Source organism: Lactiplantibacillus sp. ME-2 (assembly GCF_022549155.1).
Taxonomy (GTDB): Bacteria; Bacillota; Bacilli; order Lactobacillales; family Lactobacillaceae; genus Lactiplantibacillus; species Lactiplantibacillus plantarum.
Genome location: NZ_JAKZEQ010000008.1, coordinates 17183 through 38724, shown reverse-complemented (window position 1 = coordinate 38724; position 21542 = coordinate 17183). Strand labels below are relative to the sequence as shown.

The following is a 21542-nucleotide window of genomic DNA, read 5'->3' as shown; positions in this document are numbered from 1 at the left end:
AGGCAGTCCCAAGCCATCGTATCCACGACCAACGAGATAATTATTACCAAAACTAAACAGGAATTTACATAAACTACTTCTTGACTTTACACTAACTTTACTTCCAAATGATGTATCCCAACCGTTCGCTTTCAAATCAGATGGCTAAGGCCATATTGATTAACTAAGGTGTAAGTGCAAAAAAATGTAGCGGCAGCTCACATTATTGAATGTCCGAACTACCGCTACATTTTTAGTTGTCATGATTCATCAATTAAAGAATATTCAACCGTACTACCAAATTTCAACGGTTCACGGTCATAGTGACTGTATTGATCCAACATAGTAATTCAACTGATAACTCGTTCAATTAAGCAAAGTATCACATCAATCACTCATAAATCATTTTAAAACAAGTCCAGTTGATGCGGTCCTAAATCACCAAACGAAACGCCTAGCAACTCTTTGAGTGCCATCGCGTTATCGGCCGCGTCACCACCAGAATTATTATTAAAGATGACGCAAACCTCGTCCGCCTGCTGTTGTAACTGTTCCACCGTTTGCTTGAATTCAGCTAGTTCTTGATCACTATACCGATATAAAGTCCGTTGGCTACGCCAGTTAGCGCCCTTGGCTGACCAGCCCTGCTGGTTACGACCATGTAAGCGTAAGAGTGCCAATTTCGAATTCGTTACGACCGGCTCGAAACTAACGCCATCATTTAAAGCGTGCGGCTCATCGACAATCACATGGGTAATCCCCAGATCCTTCAGAAAACTAAAGACCGCATCTTTGACACTCTCCTCGTACCAACTCTGGTTACGAAATTCGACTGCGATTGGAACACCGGGTAACCACTCGACCATCCGTTGTAGGTAATGGAAGTTGCGGTTCGACCGTTCAAAAAACGGCGGAAATTGGAAGAGCACCGCTTTTAATTGCTGGTGCTGCGTTAACGGTTTGAGCATCGCACGGTATTCCCGATAAGCTGTCTTTAGCGCATCCATCGAAACCCCTTCGTCATAAGTGTCATGCAGCGTCATCACCTGATTTGCTTTCAAAATAAACTGAAACTTATCAGGGACGGCCTTTTGCCACTTCGCGACCGTCGTCACTTTCGGAATACCATAGAATGGCGTGTCCACTTCGACGACTGGTAGGACTCCCGAATATTCAGTTAAGGTCAGCTTTTCAGTACCACCCAGTAAACTAGGGTGTTCCGTCCAAGTTGTTAAGCCAATTGTTATCATCAGACCTGCACCCCCTCGAAGAAGTCGACCGCATCTTGTTGCACCATCGTAAATGCAAATGGCAACTGGAGCGGTTCCGCATTGATTGCAAGCACTTGAGCCTTCGGATTACGATAGTCAATTAGGCCGGCGAACGGGTACACCCGAAACGAGGTCCCACAAATAACGACTAGGTCAGCCTGCTGTAAATATTGAACTGCCCGTTCGATATTGGCACTCGCAATCCCCTCGTCGTACAACACCACGTTAGGCCGTAAGTAGCCATGGTCTGTCTGATGGTAAGGAGACTTCAAATACTCATGCCAATCGACATGCTGACCACACTTGGTGCAGTAGACCTGATAGAGATTACCGTGAAATTCAACGAGCTGAGCCGTTTTAGCCACCCCATATAAATTATCAATATTTTGTGTAATCACACTGGCCCGCCCTTGCTGAGTCAGTGCCGCCATCTTTTGATGAATCACATTCGGTTGGGCGTCTGGATAATATAAATTTGATTGTAAATATTGATAAAATTCCAGCGGATGCTCCGCCAAAAACGCGTGGCTTAAATAATACTCCGCGTTATGGTGTTCGGTATACAGTCCATTTTTAGACCGGTAATCAGGAATTCCCGAGGGCGTCGAAACGCCGGCCCCCGTCATAAAAACGATATGCTGAGCTTGTTGTAAAGTTGTTTGTGCTGCTGTAATGTCACTCATTCTGACATCTCCCTGCTTAGCTTACCGTAACGTATAGGGTAGATTCATTTCTTGGAATAATTCTTTGACCGTCTTATCGTACACCTCTTTGAAAAAGGCATCGCTCTTCTTTTGCGCCGGTGCTGGTAGGACAAACGCATTCTGACGGTCACTCTTATATAACCCAATGTACGCTCGGGTATGTTTATTTTTATCTAATAGATCTGAATGGTAAACGTCAAATAACTGCCGGACTTCCAGCCGCTCTTGCCGTTCACTGAGCACACTCTGAACGGTCACAAATTCCGTTCCGTGTAGGACTGGTAAATGCCAAGCCGTCATCTGATCATCAAAAGCCTTGAACAGCTTTACTACGGCACGCCGCATCGCAAACGGGGTGTCAACTGGCTTCTGACTGATTACGGCGTATAGCTTCTGTGCAGCCGGCCAAGCTTGTGGATAGGCCGTTGTCACCTTTTGCAAATCATCAGCTGGTAATTCACCATTAAAGAAAACGAGTAGGTCAGTCAATGTTAATAACCGTAACGTCATCATCGCATCCGCCTTGCCCGCAGGTTCCGGTTCGATTGTGGCCGCCACACCTTGCATGTATAGCGTTTCAATTTGCTCATCGATTAAGTTATGTTCCCGTTGTTTGCGTACGACCAAGTCGTGGCTCACCATGTCATAAAGTTCCATAGCGATTGCCATCAATTGTTCGTCCAGTTGTTGATCACGCGTGGTTAAATTAAAGGTAATCTGTGGAAAGCCTTGTAATAACAATAATAGATGTAATAATTCATGTGACGCTGTGTAATTAGGAGCCGTAATATCGCTAACCCGAACGGTCAGGTCACCATCATCTAACACTTGTTGTGCTTGATCATGGCGGACGTAACCCGCTTTTGTGTCACCAAAACGAACACTAATATTGCCCGGATATAACGAATTGGCGGTACTTAATAAATCTGTAACAGTTTGGTTCAATTTAATTTCAGTCATCAGTCTCTTCCTTTGTTTGCCGCAATTCCGCAATGAGTTGTTGCGTGGTTGCGAGGTCTTGTTGAGATGCTAATTCAAGTCGTTGTAAGATAACGGGGAGTTCCTCAGGAGTCGCTCCCGCTGCCATCGCGAGCGATTTCAACTGTAGGTGCATATGGCCCTGCTGGATACCAGTCGTGACCAAGGCGCGTAAAGCGGCTAGATTTTGGGCTAACCCGATGGCAACCATAATTCTTTCCAAATCACCCGCCGTTTGAATACCTAATATTCGTTGATTCAACTGGGCTAACTCGTTAATTTTGATTGAACCGCCCACAATACCAACCGGTAGTGGCAATTCCAGTTCACCGTGCAACATCCGACCATCACTGGTCCAGGTACTCATGCCACGATATTGACCGTCCTTAACAGCATAGGCGTGTGCCCCACTCTCCAAAGCGCGCCAGTCGTTGCCACTAGCAATAGCGACAGCATCAATACCGTTCATGATACCTTTATTATGAGTCGTGGCCCGGTACGGATCAAGCTGAGCGACCGTGCTGGCCGACGCAATCTTCTGGGCAACTAGTTTGCCGGCATACCGCCCAGCCTGTAATAATCCGACCGGAATGTCACAAATGGCCTTGACTAAGCTCGCCGTTGCATAATTCGATAGAATACTCATTAAAGCGTCCTGCTTCGTCATCACACCGATGGACTTTGCCACGGCTTCCAACATACTATTGAGCATATTGGCCCCCATAGCAGCCTGCACATCAACGAATAGGTCAATTGATAAATAGCCTTGTCCGAGAACACGCGTACGTAGGCGCCGAGCGCCACCACCTCGTTTTTTTAAACTGGGATGGGCCGCATCAGCTACTTTTAATAATGCTGCAGCGTGGGCTTCAATCACGGCAGCGGTTGCAGCCGGATCAGACAACTGCTCCAGAACGATTTGACCAATCATTTCACGTTGATTAAGGACGGTCGTGAAGCCCCCTGCACGCTTGACAATTTTAGCGCCATTACTTGCTGCCGCAATAACAGAAGGTTCCTCAGTAACCATTGGAACAATGTGATCCACGCCATCGACGACTAAGTTGACAGCCAACCCCATCGGTAATGGGTAGTCCGTCAAATAATTCTCAATAATTTCATGATGTTGTGGTAAATAATATTGTTTAAATAACGCCTGTTCAGCTGGCGTTAAATGGGCCTGTTGCGCTACGATGGCAGTGCGTTCCGCCCAATTTTTTTGATAAAAGTGCCGAAAATCAGCTGTCATATTCTCATTCCTATTCTCTCCATTCGACTCATCTACCGAACCGACCTATTGATTGAGGTGTTCTGAAATAATTCCCTCACGAACACCACTTTCAGAAAAGATCACCCGATCACTATCCAACATCTGTAATAACGTCACTAGCGGTAACATTCCACCAACAATAATGTCCGCACGATCATATTCCATTCCTGAAATTTCCTGGCGACCTTTTTTCGACCGTGACAGTAAGTCCAAAAACGTGTGGAACACCGTCTCTGTCTTCAGACGATACCCGTGAATATCTTCAACTTTTAACTTTTGTTGCCGGCGCCGATTAATGCGGGCTAAGGTTCGGTTGGCACCACCCAATAGAATGATTGGGAAGTGCACTGCTTCTGATAACCACCAAATATCTGCCAGTCGGTTACGTAGGAACATCTGCGCCCGAAATAGACTCGCAGACGGCACTAAGTCGTCGAGACCGAATTGTTCCGATAATGTCACCGCGCCAAATGGAATGCTGATCAGTTGCTGTTTGCGGCCATTTTTGACCAAGATCAGTTCACAACTTGCGCCACCCGTGTCTAAGATTAGGCAATCATGGATGACCAATGAATTGGCAACCCCAAGATAATCGTAATAGGCCTCATCGTCACCAGATAAGACCCGTAAATCGAGCCCCACTTCTTGCTTGACTTGATTGAGAAATTCAGCCTGATTTTGTGCCATCCGAACTGCAGCTGTGGTGATGCCAATAACATCCGTATTGGGCATTTTTTCATAAAGTCGGCGAAAATTGAGTAACGCCTTGATTGTTCGCTCAATTGCGGCGGGCTGGAGTACGTGTGCCGTTCCCATTCCTTCCGACAAACGCGTATCTTCCTTAACACGCTTGATTTCTTGAGCAGTGCCGTTAGCGTGCAAACGACTGACCGCCATCCGCGCCGAATTGGACCCTAAATCCACAATCGCTAAGTTTCTCATAACACCACGCTCACTTTTCGTTTATAAAATATTAGTTAGGTTTATTCTAACATTTATGATGTAACACTGTGACTTCTAGGGCCGGATTGCACACCAAAAAATATCAAAAAGCCCAAAATGAACGACACTAGTGTTTTGACTAGGGCCGTTCATTTTGGGTTCATTAGACTAGCTAGTTGGCAGTAACGAATGCTTGTAACATGGTTTTCTTGATAAGATGACAACGTTACAATCATTGTAAATGATGTTACAAGCATCCAGATTAGCTTGGCGACAGGCGAACAATCAGTCCTCCAATGATTTGAATACAATTGTCATACCCCTTTAGATACAAAAACATCCCAACATTAGCACTCACTGCCGATATCGAGATGTTTCTATATAATAAGATTGAAGTTTATTAACGTATTACTGCCTTAATCAACCTGTCTGCTGCTGACACTAACTGTGATTGGTCACCCGCATTTTGGCTTGATAAGCCGCTAAAATTTTGCGTACATCATCCGTTGACTTGGCATCCATCATCGTGTTACGCAGGTCAGTGGCGCCTAGTTCTGGGCGCGCATAGATTTTAAAGAACCGTTTTAAGGACGGAAAACGTGGCACGTCATAACGGGTGGCAAAGTCATCGAACAAGTCGAGCTGCATGTTCAGTAAACCTAATAGTTCATGCAAATCATGCGATTGGGGATGGGACTCAAATGCAAACGGATTCGCGAACACTCCCCGACCAATCATGATACCATCTAATCCAGGATGTGCTTTGGCTAACGCCACCCCGGCCTGATAATCAGCCACGTTACCATTAATCTGGAGTAACGTTTCCGGGGCGATTGCATCACGCATTTTAATCAAGTCATCGATAACTTCAAAGTGCGCGGGAACCTTACTCATTTCCTGTTTGGTCCGCAAGTGAACGGTCAAGACTGCCACATGTTGCGATAACAACGTTGCAATCCAGTCATGATATTCAGCAACTTTACTGTAACCTAAGCGCGTCTTCGCACTAACGGCCAGTCCCGACGTCTTTGCAGCCGCAATCACGTCTTCAGCCCACTGCGGATTGCGAATCAAATCGCTGCCACCATGATTTTTGATGACCGTCCCATCCGGGCAGCCCATATTGATATCAACTGCTTCAAAGCCCCGGTCACGAAGTTCAGCTGTAGCCGAAGCAAAGTCAGCCGCTTCGTTACCCCACAGTTGAACGACCGGTTTTTGCGACTCAGCTGCCGCCACGTACAACCGACCATGCACCGGAAACTTCGTATTCGGATTCGTAATACTCTTAGCATAGACGAATTCACTAAAAAACGTATCTGGAGCAGCGGCATGGCTAATGACTTGCCGAAAAACAGTATTACTAACGGCTTCCATCGGGGCCATCGTAAAAAATGGTCGCCCGTCTGCCTTGGCTTGGGCCGCAATTTGCGACCAGAATGGTGTTGCTGTCACGTTCTCATACTCCCTTATCACTAGTTTAACTTTTGGATTGAATGCTTTTAATTTTAGCATTGATATGCCTGCTTTGCAGGAATGACGTTTGCTGGCTAAATAAATTAAAAGTTTACTCAAACCGGTGTTGGACGACTTCTTGATGACGAAGTTCCCGTAACAGTGCCTCAATAATGTAAAGGCATGGCACTTGGCTAGTTAAGTCATAATATTGATGAATACGCTCCTCAGTCGCCCGATACGTTAACGCATATCGACTCATTCGAGCAATCGTACTCTCAAGATTACTCGTAATACTAATAATATTGACTTCAGGATTATTCACAAAGTCATTAAGCATTTCAACCAACTCAGACGTCTGACCGGAGACTGACACTGCCACCAAAACGTTATTACTAGTATTACGTAATTGTGGTAATAGTGGATAGAAAGGATCCTTGACGACATAACTATTAAATCCCAATGATGACGTTTGACGTGAAGCATATTCGCCCAACGCCGCTGATGCTCCGATACCAACAAATACGATATTATCCGCATTGACCATCAACTGAGCTGCCAGTCGAATAATATTAGTAATATCTGCAGGAAAGGCACTCGGTTGAACAAACTGAATACCTGGAGCATCCGGCTTTTGAATGGGCGTTTCACTGCGTAGCGATACTTTAAATTCTGGAAAACTATCATACCCAATTTTACGAATAAAGCGCATGACTGACGAATTAGAAACGTGCGCACCCCGCGCTAACTCACGGACTCGCATATACGGGATTTGCTCATCATGCTCCACAATAAATCGATAAATTGCTAAATCTACTCCAGATAACTTATCGATATCCTTGTAGCCAAAGAATGCCACGGTTAGCCACCACCCTATCTAATAATCTATTCACTAGATTACCATAAATGCGTAACCGCTTCTAAAAAACATCTAGCATTCAAGCTTTTTCATTTTTTAAATTAAAATACGTGTCACCCTATTTTAATAAACCAGTTTGATCCGCCTTTTTAACCACGCTTAATCAACTGATACACTGCCCCAATCATCCCAGCATCATTCCGCAATTTAGCTGGTACTACTGATGCCAAAGTCAAATGATTAATACTATTATGATTAGCCTGTAAGTCTGCAATCGTTGCATTCAAATCAGTCATAAAGGTCATGTTCGCACTAATGCCACCACCAATTACGACTAATTCGGGATCAAAAGCAACCATTAAATTAATGATTCCTTTAGCCAAACTGTAATAGTAGCTATGAAAGACATGTTGTGCCAGTACTTCTCCCGCATCTGCTCGGTCAAAAATCTCGCGCGCGTCAGTAACCGGCATCGCACTAAACTGATTATAACGTCGTATGAGACCGATAACTGTTGCACCCCGGAAATTAAGGGTTCCCATTTCAGTATCAATCTCATCATCGTCAACAACCATCCAACCAAATTCGCCTGAACGCGCGTGTGCACCCCGATAAATCTGATTATTGATAACCAGTGCCCCACCGACCCCGGTTCCAAGAACCAAGCTTAAATAATTAGGCACATTCTGAGCTACTCCCAGCCATTGCTCAGCAATAGCCGCTGCGTTGGCATCATTTTCAATAATGACCGGTAACTGCGTCTGTGCATGTAACTCAGCTTGCAAGTTAATTTTTTCAAACGCCGTGACCGCACCTGCCGTCGTCAAGAAGCCGTCACTTTGAACAACTCCCGGCATGCTAACTCCAATACCAGCAACTTGTCCATCTGCTTGTAGTCCTTGAATCATCGCAACTAAATCGGCCATAATGTCTACCTTTGCTGTGGCAGTCGGTCGTGTTACTTTACGACTAATATGTCCATGAGCATCAACTAGGCCGCACTTGATTGAAGTACCACCAATATCAATTCCAATATACATTGTCATTTAACAGTCCTCCTAAACGCCCAATGGCCAGCTATCAAAGCTGGCCATTGACAACTATTTCAAACATCATTAATTAAGCACTAGTCAATAATTAATGACCATCGTCATACCCAAATCGCACTACTCAATTTCGGCACCATTTGTCGCAATCACATGTTGAAACCAAGTAAATGAATCCTTTTTATAACGTTTTAGACTACCTGAACCATCATCGTTCTCATCAACATAGATAAACCCATAGCGTTTGGACATTTGACCAGTACTAGCCGCAACTAAATCAATGCACCCCCATGGCGTATACCCAATTAAATCAACCCCATCTTCCAGAACTGCCAGCTTAATTTGTCGTAAATGATCCGTTAAATAGTCAATCCGATAATCGTCATGTATCTGGTTATCTGCCGTCTTCTTATCAATTGCGCCTAAACCGTTTTCCACGATAAACAGTGGCAAATGGTAACGATCCGTGAACCAATTCATAGCATAGCGTAACCCAACGGGATCAACTTGCCAGCCCCAATCACTAGCCTTAACATATGGATTTTTAACTAAATCATGTTCTTCATTATAAGCTAGCTTTCCTGTGTCCTTCACAGTAAACGACATGTAATAACTAAATCCAATATAATCTACCGTTCCAGCTTGCAAGATTTTCAAATCTTCTGCCGTAATGTCCAAGTTAAAATGCTCCGACTCAAAACGATTACGCAACCATTGTGGGTAAGTGCCATTGCAATGAACATCGGCAAAATAAAATCGGGTTTGCATCGCTCGTTGCGCAAATAAGACGTCTGCTGGTGGTGCTGTAAGCGGATAGATCGGACACATCGCAATCATACAACCGATTTGAAAATCTGGATTAATCTGATGGCCTAACTGTACCGCCGCGGCACTCGCCACCAGTTCATAGTGAGCCGCCTGATACATCCAGCGTTCACGGTTTTCTCCTGGTTGATGAATGATTCCAGAATCTGTTAACATGGCACCGTCTGATTCAAAATTAGTTTGATTGTTGATTTCATTAAAAGTCATCCAGTACGTTACTTTATCTCGATAACGTTCAAAACATACTTTTGCAAAGTTTAAATAGAATTGAATAAGCTTACGATTACGCCACCCACCGTATTGCTTAACTAAGTGATATGGCATTTCAAAGTGTGCTAGTGTCACTACTGGTTGAATCCCATTTTTAAGGCATTCATCAAATAAATCATCATAAAATTGTAATCCAGCTTCATTCGGTTCGCTTTCATCACCATTGGGGAAGATCCGCGTCCAGGCAATCGATGTTCGAAAACACTTAAACCCCATTTCAGCAAACAATTCAATATCTTCGGGATAACGATGATAAAAATCAATTGCCTGATGATTAGGATAATACTTGCCAGCCACTACTCCGTCCGTAATTTCACGAGGGCGCTCATTCGTCCCTAATGTCATAATATCTGCCGTACTGAGACCCTTGCCGCCCTCTTTATAACCACCTTCGAGTTGATGTGCAGCCACTGCGCCACCCCATAAGAACCCTTCTGGAAACGCTCGTCCTTTAATCGTCATGTTAAACTCCTTTTAAACTATGCTTTAACCGTTTCTGTCGTCGTATCCGTATCTTGTTTAGATTGACTATCTGCAGCCATCATCTTATTGGCAGCGAGTACAAATGGCATGTACGTCAACACGGAAATTCCCAAACAAACAAATCCAATAATCAGGCCAAGCCAATTGCCACCAGTCCCCAAGAACGGCATCAGTGGTCCCGGTGTTGTCCATGTCAATCCAAAAGCCGGCGTCGGTATCCAGTTAAAAATAACTGTCACTGTATAGCCAACCAAGATATTGATCACTGGTGTTAGAACGAATGGAATCGCCATAATTGGATTCAAAACAATTGGTAAACCGAACATTAGCGGTTCGTTAATATTGAAGAGGCCGGGCACTAATGCCAATTTAGCAATCTCACGATAATCTTTACGCCTTGAGACGAGGAAGATAGCAATAATCAAGCCAAGTGTCATCCCACTACCACCCATATTGGCGAAGACATCATTCAACACACTCCAGGTTGCACGGTTGGGCACACCCCAAGCTGTACCATGAGCGTTAATAAACGTTTGGTTTTTCAAATCAGCTTCAGTAAAAATAATTGATCGTAACGCGTTCAACGTGTTTGGACCATGGATACCGACAAGCCACAAAAGATTTTGAACAATAGCAATAATGATAACGCCAAATAAGTTGACCCCAATGTGGGTTAATGGTGTTTGAATTGATTTATAAATAATATCATTGATTCCTTGTGGTGAAATTAGTGATAACCCATAGTTCAACATAGAAAACAGCATAATCATAATAACGATAGGAATTAAGCCATTGAAAGACCGTGCAACTGCCGGCGGAACCATCTCAGGCATTTTGATTTGCATTTTCTTAATGCGCGTTAGCCGTGGTAAAAATTCTCCAACTAAGCCACCTACTATCATTGCAACAAACAGCCCTTGTGCACCTAAATAAGTCGTTGGCAAATAGGTTACACCGTCTTTGATAATTGATGGTGAGTATAAAATCATGAAGCAGGCAATCCCCGTCATCCCTACTAACATGTCATCAGCTTTAAAATATTTGGCCAAATTCCGTGCCACCAGATACGCAATAAAAATCGATAAAATATTCATCGTTCCGTTAGTTACTGAGGTTAATAACTTTTGGGCATTTTCCAAGTGTGGAAAAAATTTGGGTAAAAATAAGATTTGTGCAATAAACCCCGTTTTTGAAAAAACTAAGTTATTAATTAAAATAACTAACGATGCAGCCATTGTAATTGGGAATGTGTACATAAAAGCATCACGGATTGCCGCGACATGTCGCTGTTCATTCAACTTGACTGCAAATGGTACAATGTGTTTTTCCATAAACACGTTAAAACCGTTCATCATAAGTTGTTCCTCCCTTTGATTTAACTTACAAAAGCTAGTATAAGTGAACTACATGCGTTTTAAAAGCGCTTACAATGCAGTTGCTCACTTGTTCCATCGTGATGGTATCACGACCACATCTGAAACGCTGTGTACCATATCTGTTCAAAAAAGTACTGTAAATCCACTTACGGATTTACAGCACTCTTCTAACGAAATCAATTTTTGAATCCAGCCTGCTTATTGATTATAACTAGCAGCCATCTGATTCATCATCTTCTTAAAGCGGCGTTTACGGAACCATCCTAAGAATAGCACGCCAAGCTTATTATTGGCATTCGTCTTCTTATCCTTGCCTAAAAAGGTTTCGGCATATTCTAAGACAGTTTGGTGACCATCAGTGTCCGGTGCGAATTGATAATCGACGCCGTAATGATCGCGGGGCGTTTCTAATTCATACGCATATCGAACACCGGGTTGCGCGTGGGTAATCTTCAAATTACCGGTCAGACCGTTGGACCACTGTTTGGCATACTCATAGCCTTGTAAGCTCTGCCGTGGCGCCGGCCGACCCGTTTGCTGCTGAATATCAGCCCGCGCGGAATCGATCAACTGTTGGTATAAATAATCCACAGGGGCGTTCAAAGTTAATTTAATCTGCATTCTGGTGGCTCCTTTCTATCTGACCCACTCGCCGATAAACGACGAAAAGTGCTGCGCTGACCGCTAAACCTAATCCGAGCGTCACCCATTGACCGGTCGTTCCGGCCAGGGGACTTAAGATAACGGCTAATAATCCAAGGTTCATCCCGATGAGTAAACACTGCTTTAAGCTTTTCATGACAATCTATTCTCCAATCGCTGCTGGTTTAATCTTGTTGGCAGCCTTAACGAATGGCACGTAAATCGCAAAGGCAACGGCGGCATTAAATAATTGTAAGACCACTGACCGCCAGTCCATTGTGGCAACTAAGGCGTTCATAATCGGTGGCATTGACCAAACGATATTGTTCGTAATCGGTGCGACCCACCCAGCTGATAAAGCAGCGTAGGCGATCGAAACAGTCACAACTGGTGCTAAAACGAACGGAATAAAGTAGATTGGGTCAAGTACAATTGGCATCCCGAACATCACGGGTTCGTTAATATTAAAGAATCCGGGGCCAATCGCCAACTTAGCCACTGAACGTTGGTCGTCTCGTTTACTAAATACTAAAATCGCTACTAATAATAGTAAGGTCGAGCCGGCCCCACCAATCCATGCATATAAGTCAAAACAGTTCCGCGTCCAAACGTATGGCAAGGCTTTGCCAGCTTGGTAAGCGTTAACATTAGCAAGCTGAGCCGTCAACCAGATTCCGTCCAAGATTGGTGCCAGGACATTGGAACCATGAATCCCGAAGAACCAGAAAACTTGAACTAACAGCGTCATTAAGAGGACGGCGCCGTACCCTTGACTCATATTCAATAGTGGTTCTTGAATAATCTTCGCGATCCATTCAATCACCGTGGTGTTGAATTTACTGAAGATCCAGTTAATAATCCCAACGACATAAAATGCAGCGGCGGCTGGGATAACCCCAGTGAAGGCGTTGGCAACTGCCGGTGGCACAGAATCTGGCATCTTGATTGTAATGTGTTTCTTCATCAAAGCAATGTAAACGGCACTCGCAATGGCCCCTAAAATCATGACCGTAAAGAAACCATACGAACCAAAGTACGTGTTGAAGTTGAAGTAACCCCAAGCCGTCACTTTTTTGCCAGCAACCGCCATGCCAGAGTCCGTCAAAATCTTAGTAGCGCCCTTGCTCAACGTACTCGTCAACGTGCCGGTAAAGTTTTGTGGCAAACTCATGATGAAAGTTCCAAGTGTCACGATCCCACCAGTAACTGGTTCAACTTTGTACTGGATTGCCAATTGGTACCCGAATGTAAATGAGAAAATCAGACCTAAGATGGCTAACGTCCCCGTCCAAACCATCGCATTAATTCCAATCAACCACTGCATCGAATTAACAATGCCCATCCAACCGAACTTCGTTGGAATATCTCGAACTAAAGCGTTCAGAACCGTGGCGATCGACCCGGCCATCATTGCCGGCATAATTGCTATAAACGCGTCACGTAATGCGATCAACCACCGAACTGCACCAATCTTGGCCGCAACTGGCACTAAGTGTTTGTTAAGCCATTCGATAAATGAATTCATAATATACCCCTCACTCCTAATGTAGGTTTTCGCTAGTTAGTGACCCAACACAACTGTTGCGTCACCCCCGTACTAGTTTTGTAAATCAATATTTTCGGTATGGTAATAGAGTTCCAAATCTGGATAGACGAAGAACGTCCTGGAGAAGTTAAAGACCGTCCCATTAGCCAAGTAATTGATTGCTTCCAAGCACAACGTTTTGTCACCATCTGGGCAACCGATCAACTCCGCCCGTTGCGCGTCCACCCGCACTTGATGGACGTAGTTTTCCGTGGTGCTCCCCGTAATACCATATGCCTCTCGCAAGAAGGCGAAGATTGAATGCTGCACGCTCTCACTCGATAAGAACGGGACGACCGTTCGCGGAAAATAAGACTCTTCCAGGTCATACAAGATGTCATTCAAATAACGTAATCGCACCACCCGATAAACCTCGTCACCAAGCGCAATGTTCCCCTGTTGTGCTAAAGTTTCATCCGCTGTCACTTTATCAAACGTGACAACTTTTGATACTAATGGTCCACCCTCAACCATGGCGGACTGGTCAAATCCAATCGATAAGTTGAGCACTTTCTTCGTGTTCTGCGGTTGTTTGATAATAAAATTGCCGCTCCCCTGCACACGACGCAACAACCCATGCCGGAAGACCACATCAATCGCTTTACGAATCGTATTGCGACTGGCGTTGTACTGCGCCATTAACACTTTTTCGGTTGGTAACTTAGTCGGATATTCATCCGCCATTATCGATTTAATGATTGCCTGCGCAATTGCCTGATACATGACTAAACCTCCTTTCGATAAATTAGTAGGTGCTTGTAAAACTTGTGCCCACAAATTATATTATCACAGAATATATGAAAGCGCTTTATTTTTCGTAATTTTATACCAATGAATTTATATTATGACTAAAGGCAGCCACAGCAAGCGCTTTCGAATTCCTTACCACCCCTTTTCTTGCCAAAAACTTATTTTAACAAGCACTTTTTTACAATCATTCATGTAAGAAAGCAAACGAAATCAGCCTAATTTTCAATTTAGTCTGCCTTTTCTTTTTAATTCGCAACCGTGATGCGTTGGGCCATCGTTATTAATTTACCGGAAAGCCCCATATATTAAGGGTCTACAAAAAAGTGCAACTCACCGTCTTCACACATCCGACGGTCAGTTGCACTATTTTCTACCATAATTTATTTAAAATAATTAATTCCAATGGCGTCTTGCATTTCACGCCACGTTTGGTCAGCGACCACGTTCGCTTTCGCTGTACCATCCTTCAAAATTTGTAAGACTTGAGCTGGATCAGCTTCGTAAATTGCACGCCGTTCGCGGATTGGCCGCAATACACCGTCCAACACGTCCATCAAGTAGCGTTTAATCTTAACGTCACCCAAGCCACCATGTTGGTAGGCGGCCTTCAAGTCTGCGACCTTGGCCTTGTCTTCATCGAAAATATCAAGATACGTGAAGACCACGTTACCTTCGACCTTACCCGGATCTTCAATATGAATATGATCAGGATCGGTATACATGGACATGACTTTCTTCTTCAAAGTATCAGCATCGTCAGAAAGGTAAATTGCATTTCCTAGTGATTTACTCATTTTGGCATTGCCGTCAAGTCCAGGGATTCGGCCCAAGCCCTTTGGTGGGAAGTAGCCTTCAGGTTCGACCAACGTATCAGTTTGGTAAGTCTTATTGAAGCTCCGTACGATTTCACGGGTCTGTTCGAGCATTGGTTCTTGATCGTCACCAACGGGAACAGTCGTCGCCTTGAAAGCCGTAATATCAGCGGCCTGACTGACTGGATAAACAAAGAAACCGGCAGGAACACTTTCACCAAAAGCTTTTTGCTTGATTTCCGTCTTCACAGTTGGGTTACGATTCAAGCGCGCTACCGTCACTAAGTTCAAGTATTGATTCATCATGTCAGTTAATGCTGGAATTTGAGACTGGACTAAGATCGTTGACTTTTGGGGATCGATTCCCACTGCCAAGTAGTCCATCGCAACTTGTAATAAACTTTTACGAATTTTTTCGGGATCATGCGCATTATCCGTCAACGCCTGGTTATCCGCAATCATAATGTATGAGTCATAGTCCCCAGAATCTTGTAATGCGACCCGGTTACGTAATGAACCGACATAGTGCCCGATATGCAGCTTACCAGTGGGGCGATCACCCGTTAAAATCACTTTTTTTGTCATTGTATTCATCCTTTCTATTGGCACTAAAAAAGCGCCTGATCAACTAATACTAGTTAATTAGGACGCATCACCGTGGTACCACCTAAATTGCAGAAAGCTTGTCTCTGCCACTCATTGACCGATAAGGGTGGGTCCCCGGTGTTCACCGAATCTCCAAAAAGCCAATTCATTAGTCCGCCCCAGCTTTCAGCACGCGCTAGGTCTCTGTTATTGGACGCCTTACTGTTCTTTTCTTCAACGATTAATTAGTTCTAGTGTACTGGTTATACCTGACCGTGTCAAAATAAATTCTGGACATCATTCGCGTTAACTAGCCGCTACCATTTCAACATAACGATCGTCATTTCGACGTTTAAGCCCATCGAAATTCAAGCGGGCGTTCCTTCAACACCATTAAAATACAGTTAAGTGCTCCCAGCCCCAGTCCCCAATTTACGCTTCAGTATAATTCCGGGCGCCGGTCTTCAAACACTGGAATCTGACCACGAACCTGTTCAACTTGTGTTAAATCAAGCTCGGCCGTAATCAACTGGGCATGGGCACCACCGATAGCCACAATTTGGCCGAGCGGGTCAATAACTAGTGACTGACCACCAAATTGATTATCAGGATCACTGCCAACGCGGTTAACCGCAACCACGAATGCTTGATTTTCAATCGCACGTGCTTGCAGTAATAGCCGCCATTGCATCTGCCGCACTGTCGGCCACTCAGCACTGACAAAAATCACTTGGGGGCCACGAGCTGCTTGTTTACGAAGCCATTCTGGGAAACGAATGTCATAACAAATCGCCCCCATCGCAACAGTTCCGTCGAGTTCAAAAACGTTCTCGGTCTCACCAGCAGTAATATAACGGTCTTCCGCCATTAACCCAAACCGGTGGACTTTATCGTAACGACTCAGTAACTGTCCCTGACGATCGACGACTAACATCTCATTATAGTAATGCCCATCGCGAGCGACCGCGACTGAGCCACCGACAATGTTGACGCAAAACTGCCGAGCTAACTTGCTGAGTAATTGTAACGTTCGCTGCCCATCATCATCCGCCAAGACATTCAGGCGAGTTAACGCATAACCGGTATTCCACATCTCCGGTAAGACGATCACGTCGACAGTTTGCTCAGCTGCCCGTTGAATGGCCACTTCAATCTGCTCGTAGTTGGCATCCGGATCTCCAAACTGAATATTAAGTTGTGCTAGCGCGACACGCATTCGTTCCACCCACTTTATTAGAATGATTAAAATCATATTAGAATAAATAGTCATAGGTTGCAAGCTTCAGCCTTGCCATCGTAAAGCTGCCGAACTTGCCCACCGTTGGCCAGCACGCCTTAGTGCCACTCATAATCACATTTCACAACAATTACTGATAAATCAGTGAATTTGCAGGCGCTTTGATTGACATCACCCCCAAACCCGCCTAAAATTGTTCAAGCGATTTAGACGATTATCAGACGGGAGGCCCTCTACGTGGCAACATCAGATCAAGAGCAACAACGCGAACAACAACGGGTTGATCGAGTCATCGAGCAAGTTAAAGAACGGGCACAACAGACCGACGACTTGCTGGCAAAGGCTCATCACGAAACCGATGTCATTCAGAAAAACTATGGTGATAATAATTCCGTCAACACGTTTGAAGTCGATGACCGGATTGAAACGAACGCGGAACTGCAACAACAAAAGCAAATGGTTGAACGCGCCGTGGAATCCGAAGCCATCTTGAAACGGCAAGTCGGTGTCTTGAAAGATCTCAGTAACTCACCCTATTTTGGGCGCATTGATATTCAAGATAGTCCCGACGAGGAAGCCGAACGTTTATACATTGGCACCGCCTCATTTGTCGACGCTGAACAGAATTTCTTAGTTTACGACTGGCGCGCCCCGATTTCCTCAGTCTACTACAATGGTACTCTGGGTCAGGTCCAGTACCAAACACCGGCCGGGCAGCAGACGACCGAGCTGATCAAGAAACGCCAATTCCAGATTAATCATGGTCAGATCAAGAATATGTTCGACACGAATGAAACGGTCGGTGACGAAATCTTGCAGGCCGTCCTTGGAGAACAAAATGATGCCTACATGCAAAATATTGTAGCAACCATTCAAAAAGAACAGAACGATATTATTCGTGACACCACTAGTGACTTACTAGTTGTCCAAGGGGTTGCCGGCTCTGGAAAGACGTCCGCTATTTTACAACGGATCGCTTTTCTGCTCTACCACTCACGGGCTTCCCTAGAAGCGGACCAAATGGTATTATTCTCGCCCAACCGCTTATTCAGTCACTACATCTCCGAAGTCTTACCTAGTTTAGGGGAGCGCAATATGCGTCAAGTCACGCTTGCCGAATTTCTCAGTGCACGTTTTCAAGGCCTAACCGTTGAAAGCCTCTTTGAGCGCTACGAAAGTGACCGCCAGCGTGAACAACTGACACCGGCAATTCGCGATTTTCAAGAAAGCGCCGACTTTATGCGCCAAGTCGATCAATATTGCCATCAGCTACCAGCCGACCAATTACGCTTCACAAACATCGTCTTTAATGGCGAAATTTTCTTCGCTAAAGAGGTCATTACAAAGATTGCGACGGCCTTACCAGCAGCGATGCAACCAGCTGACCGTTTCCTAGCAATCAAGAACACTTTGATTAAACGCTTAAAGCATCGCATTGACGATGAAGCCCAAGCTGACTGGGTCAATGATATCATTGACCAATTGAGCGACGAAGCTTACCACGACTTATTAGGTTCCAAGCGCCGCGGTGATTTTCAATCACTCGACGATGAAGTCTTCTATATTGGTAAGCAAATCGTGACCAAACGACTGCGGCAAGTCTACGATGCGATCTATAATGGTTACTTCTTAGACACCTATGAACAATATAACGATTTCTTAGCGCAAGTTGATCGGCCCACTACCGTGACGTCTGACCAATGGCAACAACGAATTGCCGCTTACCAGGCCGCCGTTGAGTACCATCGGATTGCTCTGGTTGACTGCGCGCCACTATTGTTATTACGCGATGTCCTAACTGGCAGTGGTCAGAACCGGCGGATGCAATATATCTTTGTCGATGAGATGCAAGACTATTCGCTAGCACAACTGTTATATATCAAGCACGCGTTCCCACTAGCTAAGTTCACACTGTTAGGTGACAGTGAACAAGCATTATTCAAGGGGATTGAGTTACCACAGCAATTACTGGAACGCCTCAAGGATGCTTTCAATGTCCGACGGGCGAACTTGATTACGTTGAATAAGAGCTACCGTTCAACCGAACAGATTACGAACTTTGCTAAAGCGCTATTACCCGACGGCGACCAGATTCAAGCGTTCACACGTAAAGGCGATTTACCTAAGGTCATGATTCGCTATGGCGAAGACGCCGCTCTCAGCAGTCTGCGTAGCGAAGTTGAACATCAGCTCAAGGCAACTAACACCGTTGCCGTACTAACTAAAGATTTAGCAGAAAGCAAGCAGGTCTACCAATACCTGAAGCGCTATACAGTAACAACGTTGATGGCCGATAGCGACCGTACCATGCCACAAGGCGTGATTGTTATGCCAATCTACCTTGCAAAGGGGTTAGAATTTGACGCGGTGGTCGCATACGATGTCTCCGCTACCAATTATCCCGATGCGGATTCAGTTGGCATCTTATATACGATTGCGTCACGAGCGATGCACCACTTGACATTGCTCAGCATCGGTGATGTCTCCCCACTAATTGCCCAGTTGGACCCGACATTATTTACGATTGAACATCAGGTACGAGTATAACTGGAATTAAAAAACGACTGGAAGTAGCCCAGCGGTATTACGCTAGCTACTTCCAGTCGTTTTTCGTTATCACGAAACTAATGCTTGACCATTTTTAAACATGGCTATCTGTGCAAAATTTCATATATGGAGCCTTAATATACTCTGTTTTATTATTATCTTTATGAACAGCCACAAATCCATTGCTATCCGGCAAGTCTATTTTAGTAACGCTTTCTTTACCTACTTTATATTCATAGATATTACTATCTAAAATTTTCGAACCATTAGAGAATTCAAACGATATAATTTCATCCATACTTACCAAACTCCTTCTGATATCACATATCCATCAATTACAGTTTTCAGAACCAACTTTGTATTTTTATCACCGTATTCACAATATTCTTACTACCTGTTACCTTGTTCACTTTAGCATAATCCAAAGTAACTATTTTAGCTAGGAACCAACCAGAGTATCCCCAGATTTGCTAACATATGTGTCACGCTATTCACACGAATATCATGCTTAGATAATAGGTAGATGGTCCCCAGCACCATGCCGAATAGCGTGTAATATGCTAATGGCACCAAGCTATTTCCGCTATGCAGATAACCGAAAAGAAGCCCATTGATAACAATGGTAGCCGCTTGGTACTCCCGGTCAAGATATTGGTCTGACAAGACGTAACTAAAGAAAAAGCCCCTGAAACTCAGCTCCTCAGCGATTGGTCCAAAAATGACGGCATCGAGTGTCATCGCTACCGGATTTTTCCGCAACAGTAAATCTAATGCACGTTCATTACCCGATTCAGTGATGTGCCATACCGCCGTCAGCTTAGCATAGCCAAAAGCAAGCGCCACGATAATGACTGCGCCGATCACCATGAGTAGCAAGGCCCGTTTATTTAGCCGCGTTCGCCACGGTCGAAAATCAAATTGCCGCAATTCCGCGGTCGTCTTATAGATGTTGTACAAGAAAACGATAATCACGGCATATAAACTGAAGCTAACTAACAGTGTAAACCAATTGGCCGTAATCAAGTAAATATACACGGGTAAGGAACTGATATTGACAATAACACACTCACAATTAGTAAATTACCAATAAACCGTAAATTCTTCTGTAACATTTCATCCACTCCATCCAAACAACCGTAACTAGAATGTTCACTAACGGGCTTTTAAATCAACCCACTCAAGTTACTTGCCAAGTCCATTTGGCCTCATGCCATTAGCATGAGGCCAAGATTAGCTGTGACGTGCACGACACTGTTGACTCGAATATCCCGGCCAGATAATATGTAGGTTGCCGCGAGTACGAGACCCATAACCGTATAGTATGACAACTGCACCCAACTAAAACCGCCACGCAGTAGACCAAACAACACGCCGTTAACAATAACGGTAACTAGTTGGTATCGTGGCTGATCAAAACGTTCCGCCAGCGCATAACTGAAGAAATTGCCGCGAATAATTAATTCCTCACAAATCGGTGCAAAAACACCCAGGGCCAACGCCATCAATATCGGTGAGCGCTGAGACAATGCTTGCAAGTCAGCAACATTCTCCGCGATTGAATAGACAGCATCACTAACAAATTTAACTTGCACCGCTGCCAAAATCAGCATGACCACCATTGCCAGTACCGTAATCACTAATTGACGCGCGCTCGGCTTAGCAGCTATTTTCGTAATCTTAAAATGATTATTAGTAACTGATTCCAGATAAATTCGATAGAATAAATAAATTGCAAACAGGTAGACGACCAAGAAGATCGCCACCGTTATCCAGTTATACTTGAGTGTTAAAATATCGATGGGCGCCGTACTAAGACCCATCACGATTGCTGCCAATAAACTGGCAAGTAGTAATCTACCAATAAATTTGACGTTTTGATGTACCATGCTCCTTCACATTCATTTCTTGATAATTATCCCCAATGGT

20 protein-coding genes are annotated in these 21542 nt (G+C 44.5%); 1 reads left to right on the top strand and 19 read right to left on the bottom strand.

The annotated features are described in order from the left end of the window. Positions 1-386: 386 nt before the first annotated feature. From MMY95_RS04505 to MMY95_RS04430, 16 genes are all read right to left on the bottom strand, one after another. The gene (locus MMY95_RS04505) at positions 387-1229 is read right to left on the bottom strand and encodes a DUF72 domain-containing protein (RefSeq protein WP_003642012.1); all 843 of its coding nucleotides are present in this window, start codon (positions 1227-1229) and stop codon (positions 387-389) included. Next, positions 1229-1933 (bottom strand): NAD-dependent protein deacylase, encoded by a 705-nt coding sequence (locus MMY95_RS04500; RefSeq protein WP_003646490.1) that lies wholly within the window; start codon positions 1931-1933, stop codon positions 1229-1231. Before MMY95_RS04500 ends, MMY95_RS04505 begins: the two co-directional genes overlap by 1 nt. 21 nt (positions 1934-1954) lie before the next feature. Beyond that, positions 1955-2914 carry a hypothetical protein gene (locus MMY95_RS04495; protein WP_053267444.1) on the bottom strand — a complete coding sequence of 320 codons (960 nt, stop codon included), beginning with the start codon at positions 2912-2914 and terminating at the stop codon, positions 1955-1957. Then, on the bottom strand, positions 2907-4181 hold the full coding sequence (locus tag MMY95_RS04490) for a hydroxymethylglutaryl-CoA reductase, degradative (protein WP_003642009.1): 1275 nt from the start codon (positions 4179-4181) through the stop codon (positions 2907-2909). The genes MMY95_RS04495 and MMY95_RS04490 overlap by 8 nt, the downstream gene beginning before the upstream one ends. Before the next feature lie 45 nt (positions 4182-4226). Then, entirely contained in the window at positions 4227-5144 is a 918-nt protein-coding gene (locus tag MMY95_RS04485; protein ID WP_003642008.1) for a Ppx/GppA family phosphatase, read from the bottom strand. A gap of 441 nt (positions 5145-5585) precedes the next feature. Next, entirely contained in the window at positions 5586-6599 is a 1014-nt protein-coding gene (locus tag MMY95_RS04480) for a tRNA-dihydrouridine synthase family protein (RefSeq protein ID WP_053267443.1), read from the bottom strand. Between the two features lie 112 nt (positions 6600-6711). After that, positions 6712-7458, bottom strand: a complete 747-nt coding sequence (locus tag MMY95_RS16065) for a MurR/RpiR family transcriptional regulator (RefSeq protein WP_053267442.1) — start codon at positions 7456-7458, stop codon at positions 6712-6714. Positions 7459-7607: 149 nt separating this feature from the next. Beyond that, entirely contained in the window at positions 7608-8504 is an 897-nt protein-coding gene (locus MMY95_RS04470; protein ID WP_011101006.1) for an ROK family protein, read from the bottom strand. Between the two features lie 120 nt (positions 8505-8624). After that, entirely contained in the window at positions 8625-10061 is a 1437-nt protein-coding gene (locus MMY95_RS04465; RefSeq protein WP_241277521.1) for a 6-phospho-beta-glucosidase, read from the bottom strand. A 17-nt stretch (positions 10062-10078) separates the two neighbouring features. Then, a complete protein-coding gene (locus MMY95_RS04460) occupies positions 10079-11434 on the bottom strand; it encodes a PTS sugar transporter subunit IIC (protein WP_003643816.1) in 1356 nt (451 codons plus the stop codon). A 222-nt stretch (positions 11435-11656) separates the two neighbouring features. After that, a complete protein-coding gene (locus tag MMY95_RS04455; RefSeq protein ID WP_003642000.1) occupies positions 11657-12079 on the bottom strand; it encodes a DUF3284 domain-containing protein in 423 nt (140 codons plus the stop codon). After that, on the bottom strand, positions 12069-12257 hold the full coding sequence (locus MMY95_RS04450) for a hypothetical protein (protein WP_003641999.1): 189 nt from the start codon (positions 12255-12257) through the stop codon (positions 12069-12071). Before MMY95_RS04450 ends, MMY95_RS04455 begins: the two co-directional genes overlap by 11 nt. 6 nt (positions 12258-12263) lie before the next feature. Beyond that, positions 12264-13625, bottom strand: a complete 1362-nt coding sequence (locus MMY95_RS04445; RefSeq protein WP_003641998.1) for a PTS sugar transporter subunit IIC — start codon at positions 13623-13625, stop codon at positions 12264-12266. A gap of 72 nt (positions 13626-13697) precedes the next feature. After that, positions 13698-14408: a GntR family transcriptional regulator gene (locus MMY95_RS04440; protein ID WP_003641997.1), complete on the bottom strand. Its 711-nt coding sequence runs from the start codon at positions 14406-14408 to the stop codon at positions 13698-13700. 407 nt (positions 14409-14815) lie between these two features. Next, positions 14816-15832: a tryptophan--tRNA ligase gene (gene trpS, locus MMY95_RS04435; RefSeq protein ID WP_003643815.1), complete on the bottom strand. Its 1017-nt coding sequence runs from the start codon at positions 15830-15832 to the stop codon at positions 14816-14818. A gap of 439 nt (positions 15833-16271) precedes the next feature. After that, positions 16272-17048: a carbon-nitrogen family hydrolase gene (locus tag MMY95_RS04430; protein WP_053267440.1), complete on the bottom strand. Its 777-nt coding sequence runs from the start codon at positions 17046-17048 to the stop codon at positions 16272-16274. Between the two features lie 258 nt (positions 17049-17306). On the opposite strand from MMY95_RS04430, the gene helD reads away from it, so the two are divergent. Further along, positions 17307-19616, top strand: a complete 2310-nt coding sequence (gene helD / locus MMY95_RS04425; protein WP_053267439.1) for an RNA polymerase recycling motor HelD — start codon at positions 17307-17309, stop codon at positions 19614-19616. A 94-nt stretch (positions 19617-19710) separates the two neighbouring features. Here helD and MMY95_RS04420 read toward each other — a convergent pair whose 3' ends face one another. From MMY95_RS04420 to MMY95_RS04410, 3 genes are all read right to left on the bottom strand, one after another. Continuing rightward, on the bottom strand, positions 19711-19914 hold the full coding sequence (locus tag MMY95_RS04420; protein ID WP_027821496.1) for a hypothetical protein: 204 nt from the start codon (positions 19912-19914) through the stop codon (positions 19711-19713). 137 nt (positions 19915-20051) lie between these two features. Then, the gene (locus MMY95_RS16060; protein WP_226319714.1) at positions 20052-20651 is read right to left on the bottom strand and encodes a CPBP family intramembrane glutamic endopeptidase; all 600 of its coding nucleotides are present in this window, start codon (positions 20649-20651) and stop codon (positions 20052-20054) included. A gap of 170 nt (positions 20652-20821) precedes the next feature. After that, the gene (locus tag MMY95_RS04410) at positions 20822-21502 is read right to left on the bottom strand and encodes a CPBP family intramembrane glutamic endopeptidase (protein WP_053267438.1); all 681 of its coding nucleotides are present in this window, start codon (positions 21500-21502) and stop codon (positions 20822-20824) included. Positions 21503-21542: the final 40 nt, after the last annotated feature.